Source organism: Bacillus sp. 05T21, from assembly GCF_056396785.1.
The window spans coordinates 93,687-109,739 of record NZ_JBFTMD010000006.1 but is presented as its reverse complement, the minus strand read 5'-3'; the positions used below and the strand labels follow the sequence as shown (position 1 = coordinate 109,739).

Annotated in this window: 18 protein-coding genes, 2 pseudogenes and 1 riboswitch; of the genes and pseudogenes, 15 read left to right on the top strand and 5 right to left on the bottom strand. The window is 35.0% G+C overall.

Annotated features, from left to right (window positions below):
• Positions 1-24: 24 nt before the first annotated feature.
• The gene (locus tag AC1DKZ_RS14260) at positions 25-582 is read right to left on the bottom strand and encodes a CatB-related O-acetyltransferase (RefSeq protein WP_002128459.1); all 558 of its coding nucleotides are present in this window, start codon (positions 580-582) and stop codon (positions 25-27) included.
• A gap of 139 nt (positions 583-721) precedes the next feature.
• On the opposite strand from AC1DKZ_RS14260, the gene AC1DKZ_RS14255 reads away from it, so the two are divergent.
• From AC1DKZ_RS14255 to AC1DKZ_RS14245, 3 genes are all read left to right on the top strand, one after another.
• Positions 722-1,063 (top strand): ASCH domain-containing protein, encoded by a 342-nt coding sequence (locus AC1DKZ_RS14255; RefSeq protein WP_002128458.1) that lies wholly within the window; start codon positions 722-724, stop codon positions 1,061-1,063.
• Positions 1,060-1,455 (top strand): NUDIX hydrolase, encoded by a 396-nt coding sequence (locus tag AC1DKZ_RS14250; protein ID WP_016092047.1) that lies wholly within the window; start codon positions 1,060-1,062, stop codon positions 1,453-1,455. Before AC1DKZ_RS14255 ends, AC1DKZ_RS14250 begins: the two co-directional genes overlap by 4 nt.
• An 86-nt stretch (positions 1,456-1,541) precedes the next feature.
• Positions 1,542-2,162: an acetate uptake transporter gene (locus AC1DKZ_RS14245; RefSeq protein WP_000070943.1), complete on the top strand. Its 621-nt coding sequence runs from the start codon at positions 1,542-1,544 to the stop codon at positions 2,160-2,162.
• Positions 2,163-2,201: 39 nt separating this feature from the next.
• On the opposite strand, the gene AC1DKZ_RS14240 is transcribed toward AC1DKZ_RS14245, so the two are convergent.
• Complete coding sequence (locus AC1DKZ_RS14240; RefSeq protein ID WP_476996493.1) at positions 2,202-3,299, bottom strand: phosphodiester glycosidase family protein; 1,098 nt, start codon at positions 3,297-3,299, stop codon at positions 2,202-2,204.
• A gap of 315 nt (positions 3,300-3,614) precedes the next feature.
• Here AC1DKZ_RS14240 and AC1DKZ_RS14235 point away from each other — a divergent pair, with 315 nt between their 5' ends.
• The 5 genes from AC1DKZ_RS14235 (at position 3,615) to AC1DKZ_RS14215 (ending at position 7,117) form a co-directional block, all read left to right on the top strand.
• Positions 3,615-4,058, top strand: a complete 444-nt coding sequence (locus AC1DKZ_RS14235) for a flavodoxin (protein WP_001062757.1) — start codon at positions 3,615-3,617, stop codon at positions 4,056-4,058.
• Between the two features lie 16 nt (positions 4,059-4,074).
• Positions 4,075-4,974, top strand: coding sequence for a WD40/YVTN/BNR-like repeat-containing protein (locus AC1DKZ_RS14230; protein ID WP_476996492.1), 900 nt, complete (start codon positions 4,075-4,077; stop codon positions 4,972-4,974).
• Between the two features lie 218 nt (positions 4,975-5,192).
• Positions 5,193-5,393: a cold shock-like protein CspB gene (cspB, locus tag AC1DKZ_RS14225; protein WP_001179147.1), complete on the top strand. Its 201-nt coding sequence runs from the start codon at positions 5,193-5,195 to the stop codon at positions 5,391-5,393.
• 189 nt (positions 5,394-5,582) lie between these two features.
• Positions 5,583-6,428 carry an exonuclease gene (locus AC1DKZ_RS14220; protein WP_476996491.1) on the top strand — a complete coding sequence of 282 codons (846 nt, stop codon included), beginning with the start codon at positions 5,583-5,585 and terminating at the stop codon, positions 6,426-6,428.
• A 341-nt stretch (positions 6,429-6,769) separates the two neighbouring features.
• Entirely contained in the window at positions 6,770-7,117 is a 348-nt protein-coding gene (locus AC1DKZ_RS14215) for a hypothetical protein (protein WP_215573659.1), read from the top strand.
• A 313-nt stretch (positions 7,118-7,430) separates the two neighbouring features.
• Here the strand turns inward: AC1DKZ_RS14215 and AC1DKZ_RS14210 are convergent.
• A pseudogene (locus AC1DKZ_RS14210) lies at positions 7,431-7,547 on the bottom strand (DUF3900 domain-containing protein); the annotation flags it as partial.
• Positions 7,548-7,620: 73 nt separating this feature from the next.
• Here AC1DKZ_RS14210 and AC1DKZ_RS14205 point away from each other — a divergent pair.
• Positions 7,621-8,286, top strand: a pseudogene (locus AC1DKZ_RS14205) (LbetaH domain-containing protein).
• Positions 8,287-8,514: 228 nt separating this feature from the next.
• Here the strand turns inward: AC1DKZ_RS14205 and AC1DKZ_RS14200 are convergent.
• Together AC1DKZ_RS14200 and AC1DKZ_RS14195 are read right to left on the bottom strand one after the other, a co-directional pair.
• The gene (locus AC1DKZ_RS14200; protein ID WP_002033604.1) at positions 8,515-9,606 is read right to left on the bottom strand and encodes a DUF3900 domain-containing protein; all 1,092 of its coding nucleotides are present in this window, start codon (positions 9,604-9,606) and stop codon (positions 8,515-8,517) included.
• A 115-nt stretch (positions 9,607-9,721) separates the two neighbouring features.
• Complete coding sequence (locus AC1DKZ_RS14195; protein ID WP_002137656.1) at positions 9,722-10,048, bottom strand: hypothetical protein; 327 nt, start codon at positions 10,046-10,048, stop codon at positions 9,722-9,724.
• A gap of 466 nt (positions 10,049-10,514) precedes the next feature.
• On the opposite strand from AC1DKZ_RS14195, the gene AC1DKZ_RS14190 reads away from it, so the two are divergent.
• The 6 genes from AC1DKZ_RS14190 to AC1DKZ_RS14165 all read left to right on the top strand — a co-directional run bounded on the left by AC1DKZ_RS14190 (position 10,515) and on the right by AC1DKZ_RS14165 (position 15,749).
• On the top strand, positions 10,515-11,426 hold the full coding sequence (locus AC1DKZ_RS14190) for a VanW family protein (protein ID WP_002137655.1): 912 nt from the start codon (positions 10,515-10,517) through the stop codon (positions 11,424-11,426).
• 237 nt (positions 11,427-11,663) lie between these two features.
• Positions 11,664-11,770, top strand: a riboswitch (SAM riboswitch).
• 70 nt (positions 11,771-11,840) lie between these two features.
• Positions 11,841-12,509, top strand: coding sequence for an amino acid ABC transporter permease (locus AC1DKZ_RS14185; protein WP_002137653.1), 669 nt, complete (start codon positions 11,841-11,843; stop codon positions 12,507-12,509).
• A 19-nt stretch (positions 12,510-12,528) separates the two neighbouring features.
• Positions 12,529-13,290: an amino acid ABC transporter ATP-binding protein gene (locus AC1DKZ_RS14180; RefSeq protein ID WP_476996490.1), complete on the top strand. Its 762-nt coding sequence runs from the start codon at positions 12,529-12,531 to the stop codon at positions 13,288-13,290.
• Between the two features lie 11 nt (positions 13,291-13,301).
• On the top strand, positions 13,302-14,087 hold the full coding sequence (locus AC1DKZ_RS14175; protein WP_476996489.1) for an amino acid ABC transporter substrate-binding protein: 786 nt from the start codon (positions 13,302-13,304) through the stop codon (positions 14,085-14,087).
• An 81-nt stretch (positions 14,088-14,168) separates the two neighbouring features.
• Positions 14,169-15,077 (top strand): VOC family protein, encoded by a 909-nt coding sequence (locus AC1DKZ_RS14170; protein WP_476996488.1) that lies wholly within the window; start codon positions 14,169-14,171, stop codon positions 15,075-15,077.
• A 369-nt stretch (positions 15,078-15,446) separates the two neighbouring features.
• Positions 15,447-15,749, top strand: a complete 303-nt coding sequence (locus AC1DKZ_RS14165; protein ID WP_000717614.1) for a hypothetical protein — start codon at positions 15,447-15,449, stop codon at positions 15,747-15,749.
• Positions 15,750-16,053 lie beyond the last annotated feature (304 nt).

The window sequence follows — 16,053 nt, the reverse complement described above, 5'->3', positions numbered from 1 at the left end:
AATAGGATGCTCTTTTTGTTTAGATCAAGTAGCTTCTTCTTCGGGAGAAGTGAAAAATTCGTTGACTTTGTTGGAGAGTAGAAATGGAATAGCTCCTTTTATAACGGAAATGTCCCAGTCCCACCATGCAAGATTCTCTAGTTTTTCAATGATTTCTTGCGGGAAACGATATCGAACTAGTTTGGCAGGATTACCAGCGACGATTGCATATGGAGGTACGTCTTTTGTAACAACACTCTTGGCCCCGATAATGGCCCCGTTACCAATTGTAACACCAGATAAAATGCAGGATTGATAACCAATCCATACATCATTGCCGACTACGATATCACCTTTTGAAGAAGGATGACCAGTAATGTGTGCTCCTTCTTCGAAGAGGACATTAAATGGATAAGTTGTTATCCAATCAGCACGATGTTCACCGCCAAGTACGAAAACGACTTCTTCTCCTAATGAACAAAACTTACCTATTTTTAATTTTGTTTCATCATTCCAAGAAAAAATAATAGGGCCTACTTTACTGTAAGTATAATCACCGATATCATATTTATTATATTCAGGTTTTTGATTTAAATATAACATACCAATTTTAGCATCCTCTCTAAAGAAAGTAATGGATATGGAACATTATATGCAAGGTGAAGTAAGGCGAACTATGTTGTATGAAATAGTAATGTGCAAAAATGTTAGTAGGCAAGATGAATAAAAGGGAGTGAAATGTATGAGATACGAAATGGGATTATATAATAAACCTTTTCAGTCGATTCAATTAGGAAAAAAAGTATATGAAGTACGCTTATACGATAAAAAACGTCAACTTATAAAACAAGACGATGAAATTGTATTTACGAACCTTACGACAGCAGAAACGATGGCTGTAAAAGTAACGGAGATAAAACGATACGAAAGCTTTAAAGCAATGTACGAACAAATTGATAAAAAATTATTTGATTGTGAAGAACTTAGTATAAAAGAAATGTTAGAAAGTACATACGGAATATATACGAAAGAACAAGAAAAAGAATGGGGAACAGTTGCGATTGGTGTTGAGGTAATAAAGTGAGAAGAAATCGCGGTGCAGCTATAATTATACAAGGTGGTAAAATCGCTCTTATAAAACGTGTTCGAGAAGGTGAAATGTATTTTGTTTTTCCAGGTGGGGGAATTGAAGAAGGAGAAACACCTGAAGAAGCAACGAAGCGAGAGGTCTATGAAGAATTAGGGATACATATACAAGTGAAGAATCTGATTGCAAAGGTGGAGTATAAAGGTACGGAGTATTATTATAATGCCCATATTATAGGTGGAGTTTTCGGAAGTGGTAAAGGCGAGGAGTTCGAGCTGAAAGATAGAGGGAGTTATATTCCTTTATGGATGCCGGTAAATGAGTTGCCAAATTTAAATGTAAAACCTTATGATGTGGCCAAATGTGTATTTGATTATTATGGAATATAAGGTCTGACAACATACAAAAAAAACCATTGACATAGCCTTCTGATTTAAGTATTGTATTCGAGTATGTYTATAATCAGGAGGTTTATATGAGCAATCAAACTACTACACATCATGTGAAAATGACAACAGCAGATCCATCTGGAATTGGTCTATTTGGATTAGCGATGGTAACACTTGTAGCATCATCTCAAAAGTTAGGCTTAACAGATGGCGTTTCACTTGTATTACCATGGGCAATCTTTTTAGGAGGATTTGCACAAATCTTTGCATGCATTCACGATGCAAAGCATAACAATACGTTCGGTACAACAGCATTTGGTGCGTACGGCCTATTTTGGTTAGGTGTTGGAATGACTTGGTTAATTCAACTCGGAGTATTTGGCGAAAAATTAGCCCAAACTGCAGATTCAAAACAGCTTGGTGTAGCCTTTATCGGATACTTGATTTTCACGATCTTTATGACAATTGGTGCAATGGAAACACATAAAGTATTATTTATGATTTTCGTCCTTATTGATTTCTTATTTATCGGTCTTTCATTAAGTACTTTAGGTGTTATGCCGCACGCAATGCATAATTTAGCAGCGTATTCTGAACTATGTATTTCATTATTATCTTTCTATGGTTCAGCAGCAGCCGTGTTAAATACACACTTCGGAAAAGTTGTATTACCAGTTGGAAAACCATTTGGTATTTTTAAAAAGTAATAAAAAAGAACAGATGATTGTATAGTCATCTGTTCTTTTTTATTTATTTATTGCTACAGCAGTAGATCCTGTCATTTCGGAAATCTTTTGAGAGCCTGCTGGGCTGCCATCTATCGTTACATGAACTTGTTGCTTAGGGTTCGAGGTAACAACCCAGGCGTTTGGTAAATAGCGTGATTTATGAGATAAGGTTGAAGGGATGTTTAAAATGTCTCCCATTGCGTACAATGTTGCTGACGAGCCCCCGTCCATTGCCATTGCATTTATGGCCCCTTTTTCATAAAGAATATCTTGGCAGTCTCTTAAAGAAGCTCCGATACTATGAGGTTGTCTTCCATCAATGATGAAAAACATAATTGATCCATCTTTTTTCTGAGCCATAATACTTCGGGGACCATAGCCCCATCCGCCATCATTTGTAATCATTTTTTCGCCATTTACAATTAGTTGAGGCATAAAGCCAGCAGCGGAAATGACATTCTTATTTAACAGTTGATTAGCAGAAAACTCTCCTGAAACCATTTGTCCGTATTTTGTAAGTCCACTGACGAGAGTAGGGGTATTAATGTCTTGCGGTGTGTTGATAACTTTCCCGTTTTCAATAACAATACCGATGCCTGTTTTACCACCACCATGCCCCGTTTCATCCCAGAACCCACTAGCATTTACAGCAGCAAGTGCATGGTTTCGTTTTGCCATGACATATATTTTTTCTCCAACGTCTTTCCCTTCTGAACCTTGTTGTGTAACGAGCTTTACATTTAATGGATTACTAATAGTCATTAATTTACCTTCAAAAAAATGATCATTGTATTTTTTCTTTATCGTTTCAATCGAAACGTTTAATGGTGCATTTTTCTTTCGCTCTAATTCTTGTTTTGAAAGTTTAGTATTGGCAAAATCGCTATTTTTCCATTTTGGATTTGTAATGGATTGAGAAATATCATTTAACTCGTTATCAGACAGTAATGTAATTTTTGCGTATTGCGGATGTTGAGACGTTAAAATACTTTCCGCTGCGATGACACGTAAATTATGGCCGTATGAAGTGCCAAATAGAATAATGGCACCCACTGTTAATAATAGTGCTGTCAAAAGGGATGATATTTTTAAAAGTCTAATAAAAAATTTTTTCATTAGAAAGACTCCTCTTTTTGTAAGATCGAAATTGTTTGTTACCTAAAAATAATGAAATGTGTAAATGGCCTTTCGCATTATATATGCAACATATTAAATGTGAAAGGATGTATATACAATAAGTTGAGAAACTAGATTTGGCAATAGATGAATATGAATGTTAATACTCAAAATGAAAAGGGAATAGTCAGATGTACCATTTCTTTTAACATAAATGAAAAGGATATAAATTGAATGAAAATAATAATTGAAATTGATTCTCATTATTAATATAATGAGAATGAGAATCAATTATTGTAAGAGGGGGATGCCAAAGTGGCGAAAATTTTAATAGCGTATGCAAGTATGTCAGGGAATACAGAGAGTATTGCTGACTTAATTAAAGTAAGTTTAGATGCCTTTGATCACGAAGTAGTATTGCAAGAGATGGAAGGTATGGATGCTGAAGAATTATTAGCTTATGATGGAATCATTTTAGGATCTTATACGTGGGGTGATGGTGAATTACCATTTGAAGCGGAAGATTTCCATGATGAGTTAGAAAATATAGATTTAACGGGTAAAAAAGTGGCTGTTTTTGGATCAGGTGATACGGCGTATGAGCTGTTTTGTGAAGCGGTAACGATATTTGAAGAACGTCTTGTAAAATGCGGGGCAGAACTTGTACAAGAAGGATTGAAAATTGAATTAGCTCCAGAAGATAAAGAAGACGTTGAAAAATGCAGTGATTTTGCAATTGCTTTTGCCGAGAAGTTCTAGGAACGGGAGTGTCAACGTGGAAACAATGTTAAGTGCAACTGCTATTACAAAGTTAAGAGATGGAAAGCTTTTGTTAGCTACTACATATAATGGTTTATTCATTGAAAAAGATGGAGAATGGAAACAGGCTTTAACTGGTTTCCAAAAACGAATTCGAGATTTACATAGTGAAGGTAACGTAGTTTACGGAGTAGGGGACGAAGGAGTTTTTGTTCGTAGTATGAATGGTGGAGAAACGTGGACGATCCAGCGCTTTCCAACGAAAGCAACGAGCTGGAATGTATGTAGTAATGAGAATGGAACAGTAATTGCTCATGGAGATAAAACACTGTATCATTCTAATAATTTTGGTTCCACATGGGAGACTATTCAGCCATTTCTTAATTACGGTAGTGAGGCACCATCTATTCGATCATTATTTTTATATAAACATTACTTATTTATCGGTACGAAAATACATACTAAATATGGTGGTGTTTGGCTTTTTGATTTAGAGACACGTAAATTAAAAAGGATTAAAATAGCGATGAATCAGATGATTTCTGCGTTGACTATACATAATTCCTATTTAGTAGCGGCAAGTGGATCGTGCAAGGGAATTAGCGGAAATATTTCTTTTTGCAGAATAGATGAGAGTATCGAAAGTGATAAAATAGGTTGGCATACATGTCAAAGTGAACAAAAAGCGAGTAGTTATTTAGATTTAAGTGTGGATCAACATGTATTATATACAACGTCAACGCAAAATAAGGCGGGAATTAGCACTGTTTGCCGTGTGCTTCTTGAAGAAGGAATTGTTACAGTATGTGATTCGGTTAAAGGGCATGGTTGGCGCATTGTTAATGAAAAAGAAGGCTATGTTGTAGCTGGATCAGGTGAATTAAAAGCGATGCAGTGGAAAAAAAAAGCTGTATAACTTTAAAAAAACTTTACTTTTATTATATTGGTATGATATAGTTACTTTAAACCATTTTACTTTTAATAATATAGAGATTTAAATGAGCTGTAACTTCCGAGGAGGATAGCAATGTTAAATCTCCTCTGGGGTTGCAGTTTTTTAATATATGATGTATTATTGTAAAGTGGTTGAAAATGAATATGTACATATAGGTACATTGTAGGAGGATTTTTTAAATGCAAAACGGTAAAGTAAAATGGTTTAACGCAGAAAAAGGTTTCGGTTTCATCGAGGTTGAAGGCGGAGAAGACGTATTCGTTCATTTCTCAGCTATCCAAGGCGACGGCTTCAAATCTTTAGAAGAAGGTCAAGAAGTTACTTTCGAAGTAGAACAAGGTAACCGTGGACCTCAAGCTACAAACGTAAACAAGAAGTAATTATGAAAAAAGAAGGGCTTGCCCTTCTTTTTTTTTTGCGTTTTTATTGAATATCCTCCTATGTACATGTAATAATAAGACTGAATTTTTGATTTTTATGTGAAGTTTTTCATGCATAAAGTGCATTAATAAATAAATACTGAAAATAAAGTATGTGTGTGAAAAGGAATTTAGAAAGAGGTAAATAAATTGAAAAACGCTACACACTTCATTGTGTTTGATATTGAAAGGAATTTTAGGCCGTATAAATCAGAAGATCCGTCAGAAATAGTTGATATTGGAGCTGTAAAAATAGATGTGAGTACAATGAAGGTTATTGGAGAATTTTCAGAGTTAGTAAAACCAAGTGCCCCATTAACTCGTCATACAACAAAATTAACTGGAATTACAAAGAAAGATTTAATAGGTGTAGGGAATTTCCCTCAAATTATAGAGAAATTTATTCAGTTCATCGGAGAAGATTCAATATTTGTTTCATGGGGAAAAGAAGATTACCGTTTTCTATCTCAAGATTGTACATTATACGGTGTAGAATGCCCATGTATGGAAAAAGAGAGCAGATTTGATGTGCAAAAATTTGTTTTTCAGGCGTATGAAGAATTATTTGAGCATACACCAAGTTTACAATTTGCAGTGGATCAGCTCGGCTTAAGATGGGAAGGGAAGCAGCACCGGGCTTTAGCAGATGCTGAGAATACAGCAAATATCTTTCTGAAAGTATATGGCGAGAGAGATATTAACAAGCGATACAAGAGACATGGTGAGCTTGAACTTGTAAAGAACGGAAAACTAACAGAAAAAGCGAAAAAAAGGATGCGGAAATGGGTGTTTAAAGAACTGAGAAAAAATACAGAGCGTCCTTTTGTATGGAGTGCATTTGAAAGTAGTGACACGTGGGAAAGTATAACGGAAAGATATTATATAAGTGAATCAGCAGTAGAACTTCTGAAAAAACACTTTCCTACTGCGGTGAGAAAAGCGGAGCGGCAGCTTAGGTATTTGGCTGAGATGGAGAAAGTAGTAGAAGAAAGTTAGTAATAAAATTTATTTTATTCATATGTATAACTAGACTTTAGGATTAAGTTGCTGAAGTTTAGTTGGAAAATTCACGGCTTGTCCTGTATTGTTAATGGAATATTTTGTTGTTTTTAGTACGGATATACATAGAAAAGAGTGTAGTTTAATGGAAGCAATCTTTAACATTTTAACCATTTTAGTTTTTTTGATAATATTTACCACACTATTTTCACTAATTACACTTCCTTTCATAGCAAAGAAGAAGAATTGGAAAAAGCTTAATATATCTTTAACTCGTGGTGTATTAAAGATTAAAATCGAAGAGTAAGGTAAGAGTCTTATACAAGGGAGGTGTGATAGTGATAGACTTGGAAATCAAAGATGTCACCGTACAGATGGAATTAAATGGTATCTTTTGGAATGAGGATGGAATTGCTGAAATGATGGTGACTACAAAAGCGGAGCATTCTCTTATTCTTCGTCTAGTAGTTGACTTAGAAAGTAAAACGATTCGTGCGATGAATGCCGAGATAGTGGGTGGGTTCTGTCCTCTATGTAAACAGAAAAGGAACGAATGTAGTGAACTTAATGACGTGCAAAATAAAATGGATATTTTAGAAGAAGCCTACGATTGGGTGAGAGAGCATCCGGAATATCGTTTTCAATTATCTTTTTACGAGTACAATAAATTTGAGGTAGTAAAGTAAAATTTTCATTTTAACAACATACATAATGACTAAAAGGAAAAACACCAAAAACTTATAGAAGGACTTGCTCAACTAGAAATATTGAAGTAGATGTCTCTCATGGAAATACGCTTGTACAACAAGGAAGGAATCTGCTTGATTCTACAAGAAATGTCATCTTGGAGCAAAAATATTTTTTAAAAATAAGCATATTTGTTATAAAGAAGAAAAACCGATTCTTAGTAGAATCGGTTTTTAATATAAATGTCAACTATGTACCAAATAAAAGAGCGCTTATTAATAGAGCTCAGTAAAAATAGGTATATGGAAGCATTTATTCAATCCCATTCGGATCATAAGAATACTGCTGTTTATTCTCAATTCGCTTAATCACATCTTGTAATTCATCTTGCCTCAGAAGCTCAATATAAGAGAATCCTTTCTCAATACTTTTAACTACTTGTCTCCAAAATAGCAGGGCGTACATAAAATACTGTATATATGATTTTAAAGGAGATGTTTTCTTGACGAAAAGAAATTGTAGGAGCCATAATCATTCGTTTGCTCCCTTCATCAGCCCCAATCCCATCACCTCATTTAATCGGGTTAAACGTTATCCCTAAATTGATAAAACAGCTTTTATAAGTCCGTTTTCTAGTGTAATAGGAGATGTGAGAATTAAAGATAATGTATATGTAGCTCCTAATGTAAGCGTTCGTGCGGATGAAGGAACTCCATTCTATATTAGTTCAAACACAAATCTGCAAGACGGAGTTATCTTACATGGTTTATTGAATAAATTTGTTTCTGTTGATGATAAAAAGTATTCCATCTATATTGGAAAAAAAGTAAGTGTTGCGCATGGCGCTCTCATTCACGGTCCTTGTTATATAGGGAATAAGGTGTTCGTCGGTTTTAAATCAATTGTGTATAATGCGATTATTGGAGAAGGAACGTTTATTTCATATAATGCAGTAGTAACAAACGGTGTGCGTGTTGCGACGAACAGGTTTGTGCCGCCTGGAGCCAATATAGATACACAAGAAAAAGCAGATGCGCTCATTCGAGTACCAAAAGACGAAGAAGAATTTGCACGAGAAGTACAACGTGTAAATCAAGAATTTCCTGCTTCCTATAACTTATTATTCGGTTCGCATCGTTGTTCTTGCGGAATGCCGTACAATCATTAAAAATTAGCAGTTTTTGAGATGAAGTGTTTATTATGCATGACAGTGGTTTAAAAGACTCGTATTCATTGAGAGATGTGCTTCATTTGAAAAAAATGCCGGATCATACAATATAACATTAACAGATATACAAGACGGACACGTTACAGCGCATGCTCTTGATACGAAATGTTTTCGATAATAAAAAGACAATGATGGAATTTAACCCGTCATTGTCTTCTTTACATTATTCTATTCAATTTCTCCTGATCCATAGCTATATTGTTGCTTATTCTCAATCCGCTCAATTACGTCTTGTAATTCATCCGGCTTCAAAAACTCAATTGGAGAGAAGCCTTTCTCAAACGTAAGTGTATCAGCCTCAATCATTAATACATATCGGTCGTTTACCTTTGCAATATGTATTAGGTCTCCGAAATCAGCAAGCAAAGCCTTCACAGAGATATGATCTGCTTTTAGCTTTAATTCCACTTCAGGGGCGTGCTCGACGATTTGAGCAGTAGCTTCCATTACTTCTTCGGTTGAAAATTGTTCCATAATTTCGCGTTTCGGACTGGCAGCCCATACTTCCATCGCTTGGTCGAATTGTTCGCGTTCTTCAGTACCTTCTTCAAATACATCTTCAATTTGGTCGTATACCATGTCCATTACTTGTGTTTTCATAATTTCAGGCATAGAGCGTTCGTATTCGACGAATTTTAAGAAGTCTTCAAAGTAGCGGGCGTGTGATGCTTGGTGTATTTTTAGTTCGCCAGGCTCCACCATACCTTCTTCAGGCATGTAGGGGTACTGAATAGATTTCATATTCTTTGTTGTGATGGCCATTTCAACGTTACGAATAAGTGTTGATTCATCAGAAATGGAAGCAACCTTTGGTTCGAAGTCACATTTCATTACGAATACGAATGGATCATCAAAGTATTTGCGTAGTTTTGCTTGAGCGATTAAAAACACACCACCACGTACAGCGCTTGTGTCAAGGTATGTATAAACGAGAGGTTCGCTCATATCTTTGAAGTTTTCTTTTGTTTCTGCAAAGCGAATACGATTAAATAAGTTGTAATGAGGGTTTGAATCGAGTTCATGCCCTTCTTCTACAATAAAGCGACCAATCTTCGTTGGGGCTTGTTCTGTTTTTGCGTGACGTTCTACTTTTCGCTTTGAAATTTTTAATAATTCACCATTCAAAAATTCTTTTAAAGAGCTATCTTCATACTCTTCAGCGTCTAATGTTTGAAAATGTTTATAGCGCTTATCAACTGCTTCACCTTTTCCTTCTACTTGTACTACATAAAAGGAAAGAAAATTTATTTCAAAATCCATATTTATCACCTTGTTTCATTTCATTAACTCTTATCAGTATAGAGATGGAAAAAACTTTCGTCAATTTATATAAGGAAGGGGGAGTCCCTTCCTTATATATTTGTTATTTTCGAAATTAAAATCCGTCTTCTAATGCTGAAAATGGAATGTTTAGCCTGTTTTCTACTGTACGTAAACGCTGATTTAAGCGATTTAATCTACGTGTATGACGCTCAACTGTGTTTTCTAGTTGACGTACTCTTTGCTCGAGCTCATTTACTCGTCTTTCTAATTGACGGTTTCCAGCACCAGGAAAAGAGATTGGAAGTTGAAATTGTCGATTTGGATCATATGGATTAATTTGCTCTGTTTGATCTATATATTGTTGGTATTGTGCCTGTAAATCATACTGAGGTTGGTAACCATATTGGTTATATGAATCATAAGGGTTGTAGGGATACATAAAAAAATCCTCCATTTCTTTATAATAGGTTAAATTCACCATAATGTATGTGCAAAAGCGGAGTAGTGGCACGGCAAATACCTATATACACTGAAGCGAATGATTGTTTTTACCTATAAAAGCTCGGTTTAAGTTGTTTAATAATGATCACATATGAAAAATCGGTATTACGGTTTCTAAAGCATGCAGGTGAATAAAGAGGCGAAATGAAAGAGTTTTACATTTGTATTTTATCTGTTAAATGGTATATACTGGATGGGGATAGGTTGCATAAAAGTTACAATCTTATCAAACTCGAAAATTTATATAAATATGTATAGACATTTACAAAAGAAAAGAGTAATTTTAATAGAGTAAAAAACAACTTGTAACATTTTCTAAATATATTGTAAAATGATTGTAACAAAAGATACATAAAAATGAAATAATACATAAGAAATAATGTTGGGGAAAAGGAGAGAGTATATTGTTCCGAAAAATAAAGGGTATATTAGTAGGGGTGCTATGCGTAGCTGTAGTAAGTGGTTGTGGAACAAAAGTAAGTGATGTGGCATTAGTAAGTGATTTTGGTGGGAACGTTGTAGAGGCTAAGGCTGATGTACAGGATTCAATTAGCTTAGTGGATGGGCGTACTGGTACTGAGGTGAAAAAATTAGATTTATCGAGCTTAGGTTATTTTGAAGATGAAGCGAAATTCAAAGCAGCGGTAACGAAGGTTGCTAGTGAAGTTGGTAAAAGTGTCGATAAAAAGATGGTACCTTCCCGTTTGGCACCTGATGGAACGTGGCAAGAAGGAAAGCCTGCTTATGAGTTAATGGAAAAAGAATTAGTGGCTAAATTATTAAATGTGGGTATGTGGGATTCTTCTTATCAGTTACCAATTGTGGAGAAAAAACCGGTTGCAACACTTAGTGATGCTCAAGGAAGTGGTACTGTAATTGGTAGATATGAAACGAATTTAGGTGGCTCAGCAGGTGGTAGAGTTGAAAATATTCGTTTGTCTGCCGCGAGCATAAATGGGGTTGTTTTAGCGAAGGGAGACCGTTTCTCTTTCAATGCATTAATCGGTGATACAACACCAGATAAAGGGTATCAACTAGGAAAAGAAATTGTGGATGGTAAATTAGTAGATGGTTATGGTGGTGGCGTTTGTCAAACATCATCAACGCTATACAATGCAGCAGATCAAGCTGGTTTGAAAATGGTAGATAGAACTACACATTCTAAAACAGTAGGTTATGTCCCGCAGGGAAGAGATGCTACAATTGCTTATCCATATTTAGACTTAGTATTTGAAAATACGAATGATGCTCCTGTTAAGCTTTATATGGGCATTCAAGGCGGAAAGTTAGTTGCTGAAGTACATAAGATGAAATAAATATGTAGTTAAAGGATAATAAAGTAAAATATTTATAGTTTCTATAATTGAAGCCATCTCTTCTGAATTTCAGAGGAGATGGCTTTTCTGTACAGTTTATTAAGAATAGTAAATTGATGTATTACTAGTATGTTCGAAAAAGGGTTGAGTTTAATTCTTAGTTTTCCTATTGACATTGTTTTAAAATGGCTGTATTCTTCATAATAACAACTTAATAAATGGAAAAATTTATTAGTTTTCTTATCAAGAGAGATGGAGGGACTGGCCCGATGAAATCTCAGCAACAGGCTACAAAAGTACTGTGCTAATTCCAGCAAACGTGTGAGGCGTTTGGAAGATGGGGGGAAATGGATTAACATTCAACTCTTCTTATATGTGTAAGAAGAGTTTTTTTGTTTAGAGAGGGGGGAGAAAATGAAATTTGATGTAACGTATTTTTTAGAAAGTTTTCCGCAATTATTTAAGTATGTATACATAACTTTAGGGATTACTGTTGTTTCCATGATTATTTCTTTCTTTATAGGGATTGGCTTGGCAATCATAACAAAAAACAAAACGAAATTTTTATATCCAATTGCAAGGGTGTATATCTCTTTCTTTAGAGGAACACCGTTATTGGTTCAATTGTTTGTGTTGTATTTCGGATTGCCACAAATATCTCCGGCTTTTACAGTACTTACAGCTATGCAAGCAACTTTAATTGGTCTCAGTTTAAATAATGCTGCTTATTTGTCAGAGATCATTCGAGGTTCATTGAATGCTGTGGAATCAGGGCAAATGGATGCTTGTTTATCAGTTGGAATGACAAAAGCACAAGCGATGCGACAAATTATCTTTCCGCAGGCTATTCGTGTAGCAGTGCCGTCACTTGGAAATAATTTTGTTGGATTGTTAAAAGAATCTTCGTTATCTTTTGCACTTGGAGTGGCTGAAATATTGGCACAAGCGAAAATGCTGGCGGCACAATCGTATCGTTATATGGAAAGCTATTTAGCGGTAGCGATTGTGTATTGGATTATTACAATCGTAATCAGCTGGGGACAGAAAAGGTTGGAGAAGAAACTTGATGCACCGTATTTATAAGAGAAGTGAGGTGATATATGTGATTGAGTTAAAAAATTTGTATAAATCTTACAAACATAATGAAGTGCTGAAAGGAATCTCACTTACTGTCAAAAAAGGGGAAGTGGTAGTAATTATTGGACCTTCTGGTTCAGGGAAATCGACATTACTACGATGTTTAAATTTATTAGAACAACCGGATGATGGTAGTATTAGAATTGAAGATTTAGAGATTCATACGAGGAAACTTTATCAAAAAGAAATCATAAAATTACGTCAAAAAACAGCTATGGTTTTTCAAAACTATAATTTATTTAAAAATAAAACAGCATTGCAAAATATTACAACAGCATTAAAGGTTGTACAGAAAAAAAGTGAAGAAGAGGCAAATGGAATAGCGAGAGAAATATTAAAACAAGTAGGCTTAGCTGATAAAGAAGATTTTTATCCGGCAATGTTATCAGGTGGACAACAGCAAAGGGTAGGGATTGCTAGGGCAATGGCTTTAAATCCAGCTGTATTATTGTTTGATGAACCGACTTCAGCACTTGATCCAGAATTAGTTAATGAGGTATTACAAGTTATTAAAGACTTGGCAAGACAACATATAACGATGGTTATTGTTACACATGAAATGAATTTTGCAAAAGAGGTGGCTGATCGCGTTATTTTTATGGCTGATGGAATTATCGTAGAGCAGGGAACGCCAGAAGAGATTTTTCGAAACCCACAAAATGAACGTACGAAAAAGTTTTTACGGCAATTAAATGCATCTGAAGAAGGAAATCATTTCGTTATTTAGGAGGAAGAGTTATGAGAAAATCGTCATTATTACTAACATTAGCATTAACACTATCAGTTGGAGCTTTGTCTGCATGTGGTTCTAATGCAGCAAGTAAAAAGGCAGATGAAAAAGTAGTGAAAGTTGGGACTTCTGCAGGCCGTAGCCCATTTATATTTAAAGAAGGTGAGAAAGTAAAAGGTTTTGATGCTGAAATTATTGAAGCGGCTGCTAAAAAAGCTGGATATAAAGTAGAATGGAATGTTTCTGATTTTGAAGGATTATTCGGTTTATTAGATTCAGGCCGTATTGATACGATTGCAAATGAATTATCCGTTTCTCCGGAAAGAAAAAAGAAATATGACTTTTCGATACCGTATGTGTATTCAGGTTCTGTTTTTGCGGTGAAGAAAAATAATAATACAATTAAATCGCTAGAGGATCTAAAAGGAAAGACTGTAGGTGTTGGACTTGGTACAGCAGGAGAGCAAGAGTTAAAAGCTTTAAATAAAAATAATGCTTTTACGATTAAAACGTACTCAGAGGACCCAACGGCGGAATTGAACGAAGTAGGGTTTGGACGCGTCGATGCTTATTATAATGATAAAGTTCAAGTGGAAACAACAATAACAAAGGCGAAACTAGATAATGTCAAAGTTGGATTTGGCCCACTTGAATGGGGAGAGATTGCATTTCCATTTGCAAAAAAGAGTGAAAAGTTAGAAGATATAAACAAGGCGTTAAAAGAATTAGAGCAAGATGGAACATTAAGTGACATATCGAAAAAATGGCTAAAAGTTGATGCTACAAAAAAATAAAATTAAGGTGTATTCGTTGAATGGGCCTATTGCCTATCAACTTACATAAAAAACTAAAGGGAACTGGAGAGGAAGTTATTCATGGTACAAATTCATCCGAAAACACGTATTGGTCATGTTGCATTTAAAGTAAAAGATCTAGAGCGTCAAATTGCCTTCTATGAAAATGTAGTAGGATTAGAAGTAATTAAACAAGAGGAGAACAAAGCACACTTAGCTGGAAAGGGTGGTAAGAATACGTTAATTGTTCTTGAGCAGTTGGAAGATGCAGCGCTACAAGAACCGCGTACGACGGGTATATATCACGTTGCCTTTTTAGTTCCGACTCGTGAAGCTTTTGCTTCGGCACTATTTGGTGTTATTCGCAATAAAAAGGTAATTGATAGTCCGGCTGAGCAAGAAGGGCGTTATACATATTCAAATGAAATTTTACCAATTTCAAGGTTTAATAGCGCAAGTGATCATACGTATAGTGAGGCATTTTATTTACAAGACTTAGAGGGTAATGGTATCGAAATATATGCAGACCGTCCGCGTGATCAGTGGGGAGAAGGGCCAGGAGGAAGTACGCCACTTGATTTAAAAGAACTAGCAGTGCTCGTTGATTATGAGTTTGATGGCTTACCAGCCGAAACGGTGGTTGGACACGTACATTTACGTATAGCTGATGTGGAGAAGTCACATGAGTTTTATGTAGATACAGTAGGTTTTGAAGTACAACAGCGTGAAGATGATTGCTTATTCATTTCGGCAGGAGGCTATCATCACCATATTGGTGCAAATACGTGGAACGGGGTAAATAATCCACATCCACCAGCACATGCAACGGGACTAAAAGTGTATACGATAGTACTACCGCATAAAGAAGCGTTAGATGAAGTGAAAGAAAGATTAATAGAAAAACAACATGAAATAAATGAAACTACAAATAGATTTACTGTAGTAGATCCAAGTGGTATTACAGTGCAGTTTGAAATAGAAGCAGTATAAAGTGAAACTTTAATTAGTGGGGGTTTTGTTCATCCCCCACTGATTATTAGCCTTCACCAATCGGGTGTTTATGAGCAGTTAATCTCCCACCACTATGAGAGGTAAGTGAAGGAAACCGATACAGCTTGTGCGTATGCAGTGCATTTTGGTCTGGGTCACAGTCTTTTAACGTGGTCGAACTACAGGAGGAGTAAGCATATTCCCGATGGATCCATTTCCATACTTCCATTATCTAGGGAAATCCCCCAGTATCCAAGACTAAATTTTACCCATACATCATTTTTTTGATGTAGCTCTTGAAGATAAAAACTATTTAATTTTCAAGGAACAGTTATTAACTTAAAACTTATTATACGAGGAGGGTGTATCATGAAAAAAATATGCTTTGTATTAATTGTCGACGCTGGTATAAATTATGGTTCAATATTTTCTCTACCATTTTTAAGGAATCAGGATGATTTGAAGGAATATTTTTCCAAGTATTATGATGTTTCAATTAATTATATTAGGGATAAAAACTCAGTTGACTATTTGGTAGTTCCCAAACCGTGTCCACCTTTTGATAATGAAAATAATCTTCCAATAATTGAAGTACCAGCAATCTTATTTATGGAAAAGGATTTTGAAAAAATAAAGACTTATATAGACAATTATTTTTCTAATAACTCATAAAGAAAATAAAAGTACAGTAAAAAGAAGTCCGATAAAAAACGAGTGGCGTAGAATATTTCTATTAATCATTCGTTTTTTATTATATTTACATATATTTTTTAAAAGAGGATTATAGACGTTCTGAAAAAAATTAATTATAACAAGAACAGTGTTCGTGCTACTATCTACGGTTATTTTTTGTACTAAGTACCCCTTTAACTAACAAGACAACAAAAAATAATTAACATATTAAAGTGAATAATGTTACAAACAATGTAAGGGCTTTCTCTTTGAGTTTTAGCTCTGAATAATAAAGATAGTTAAA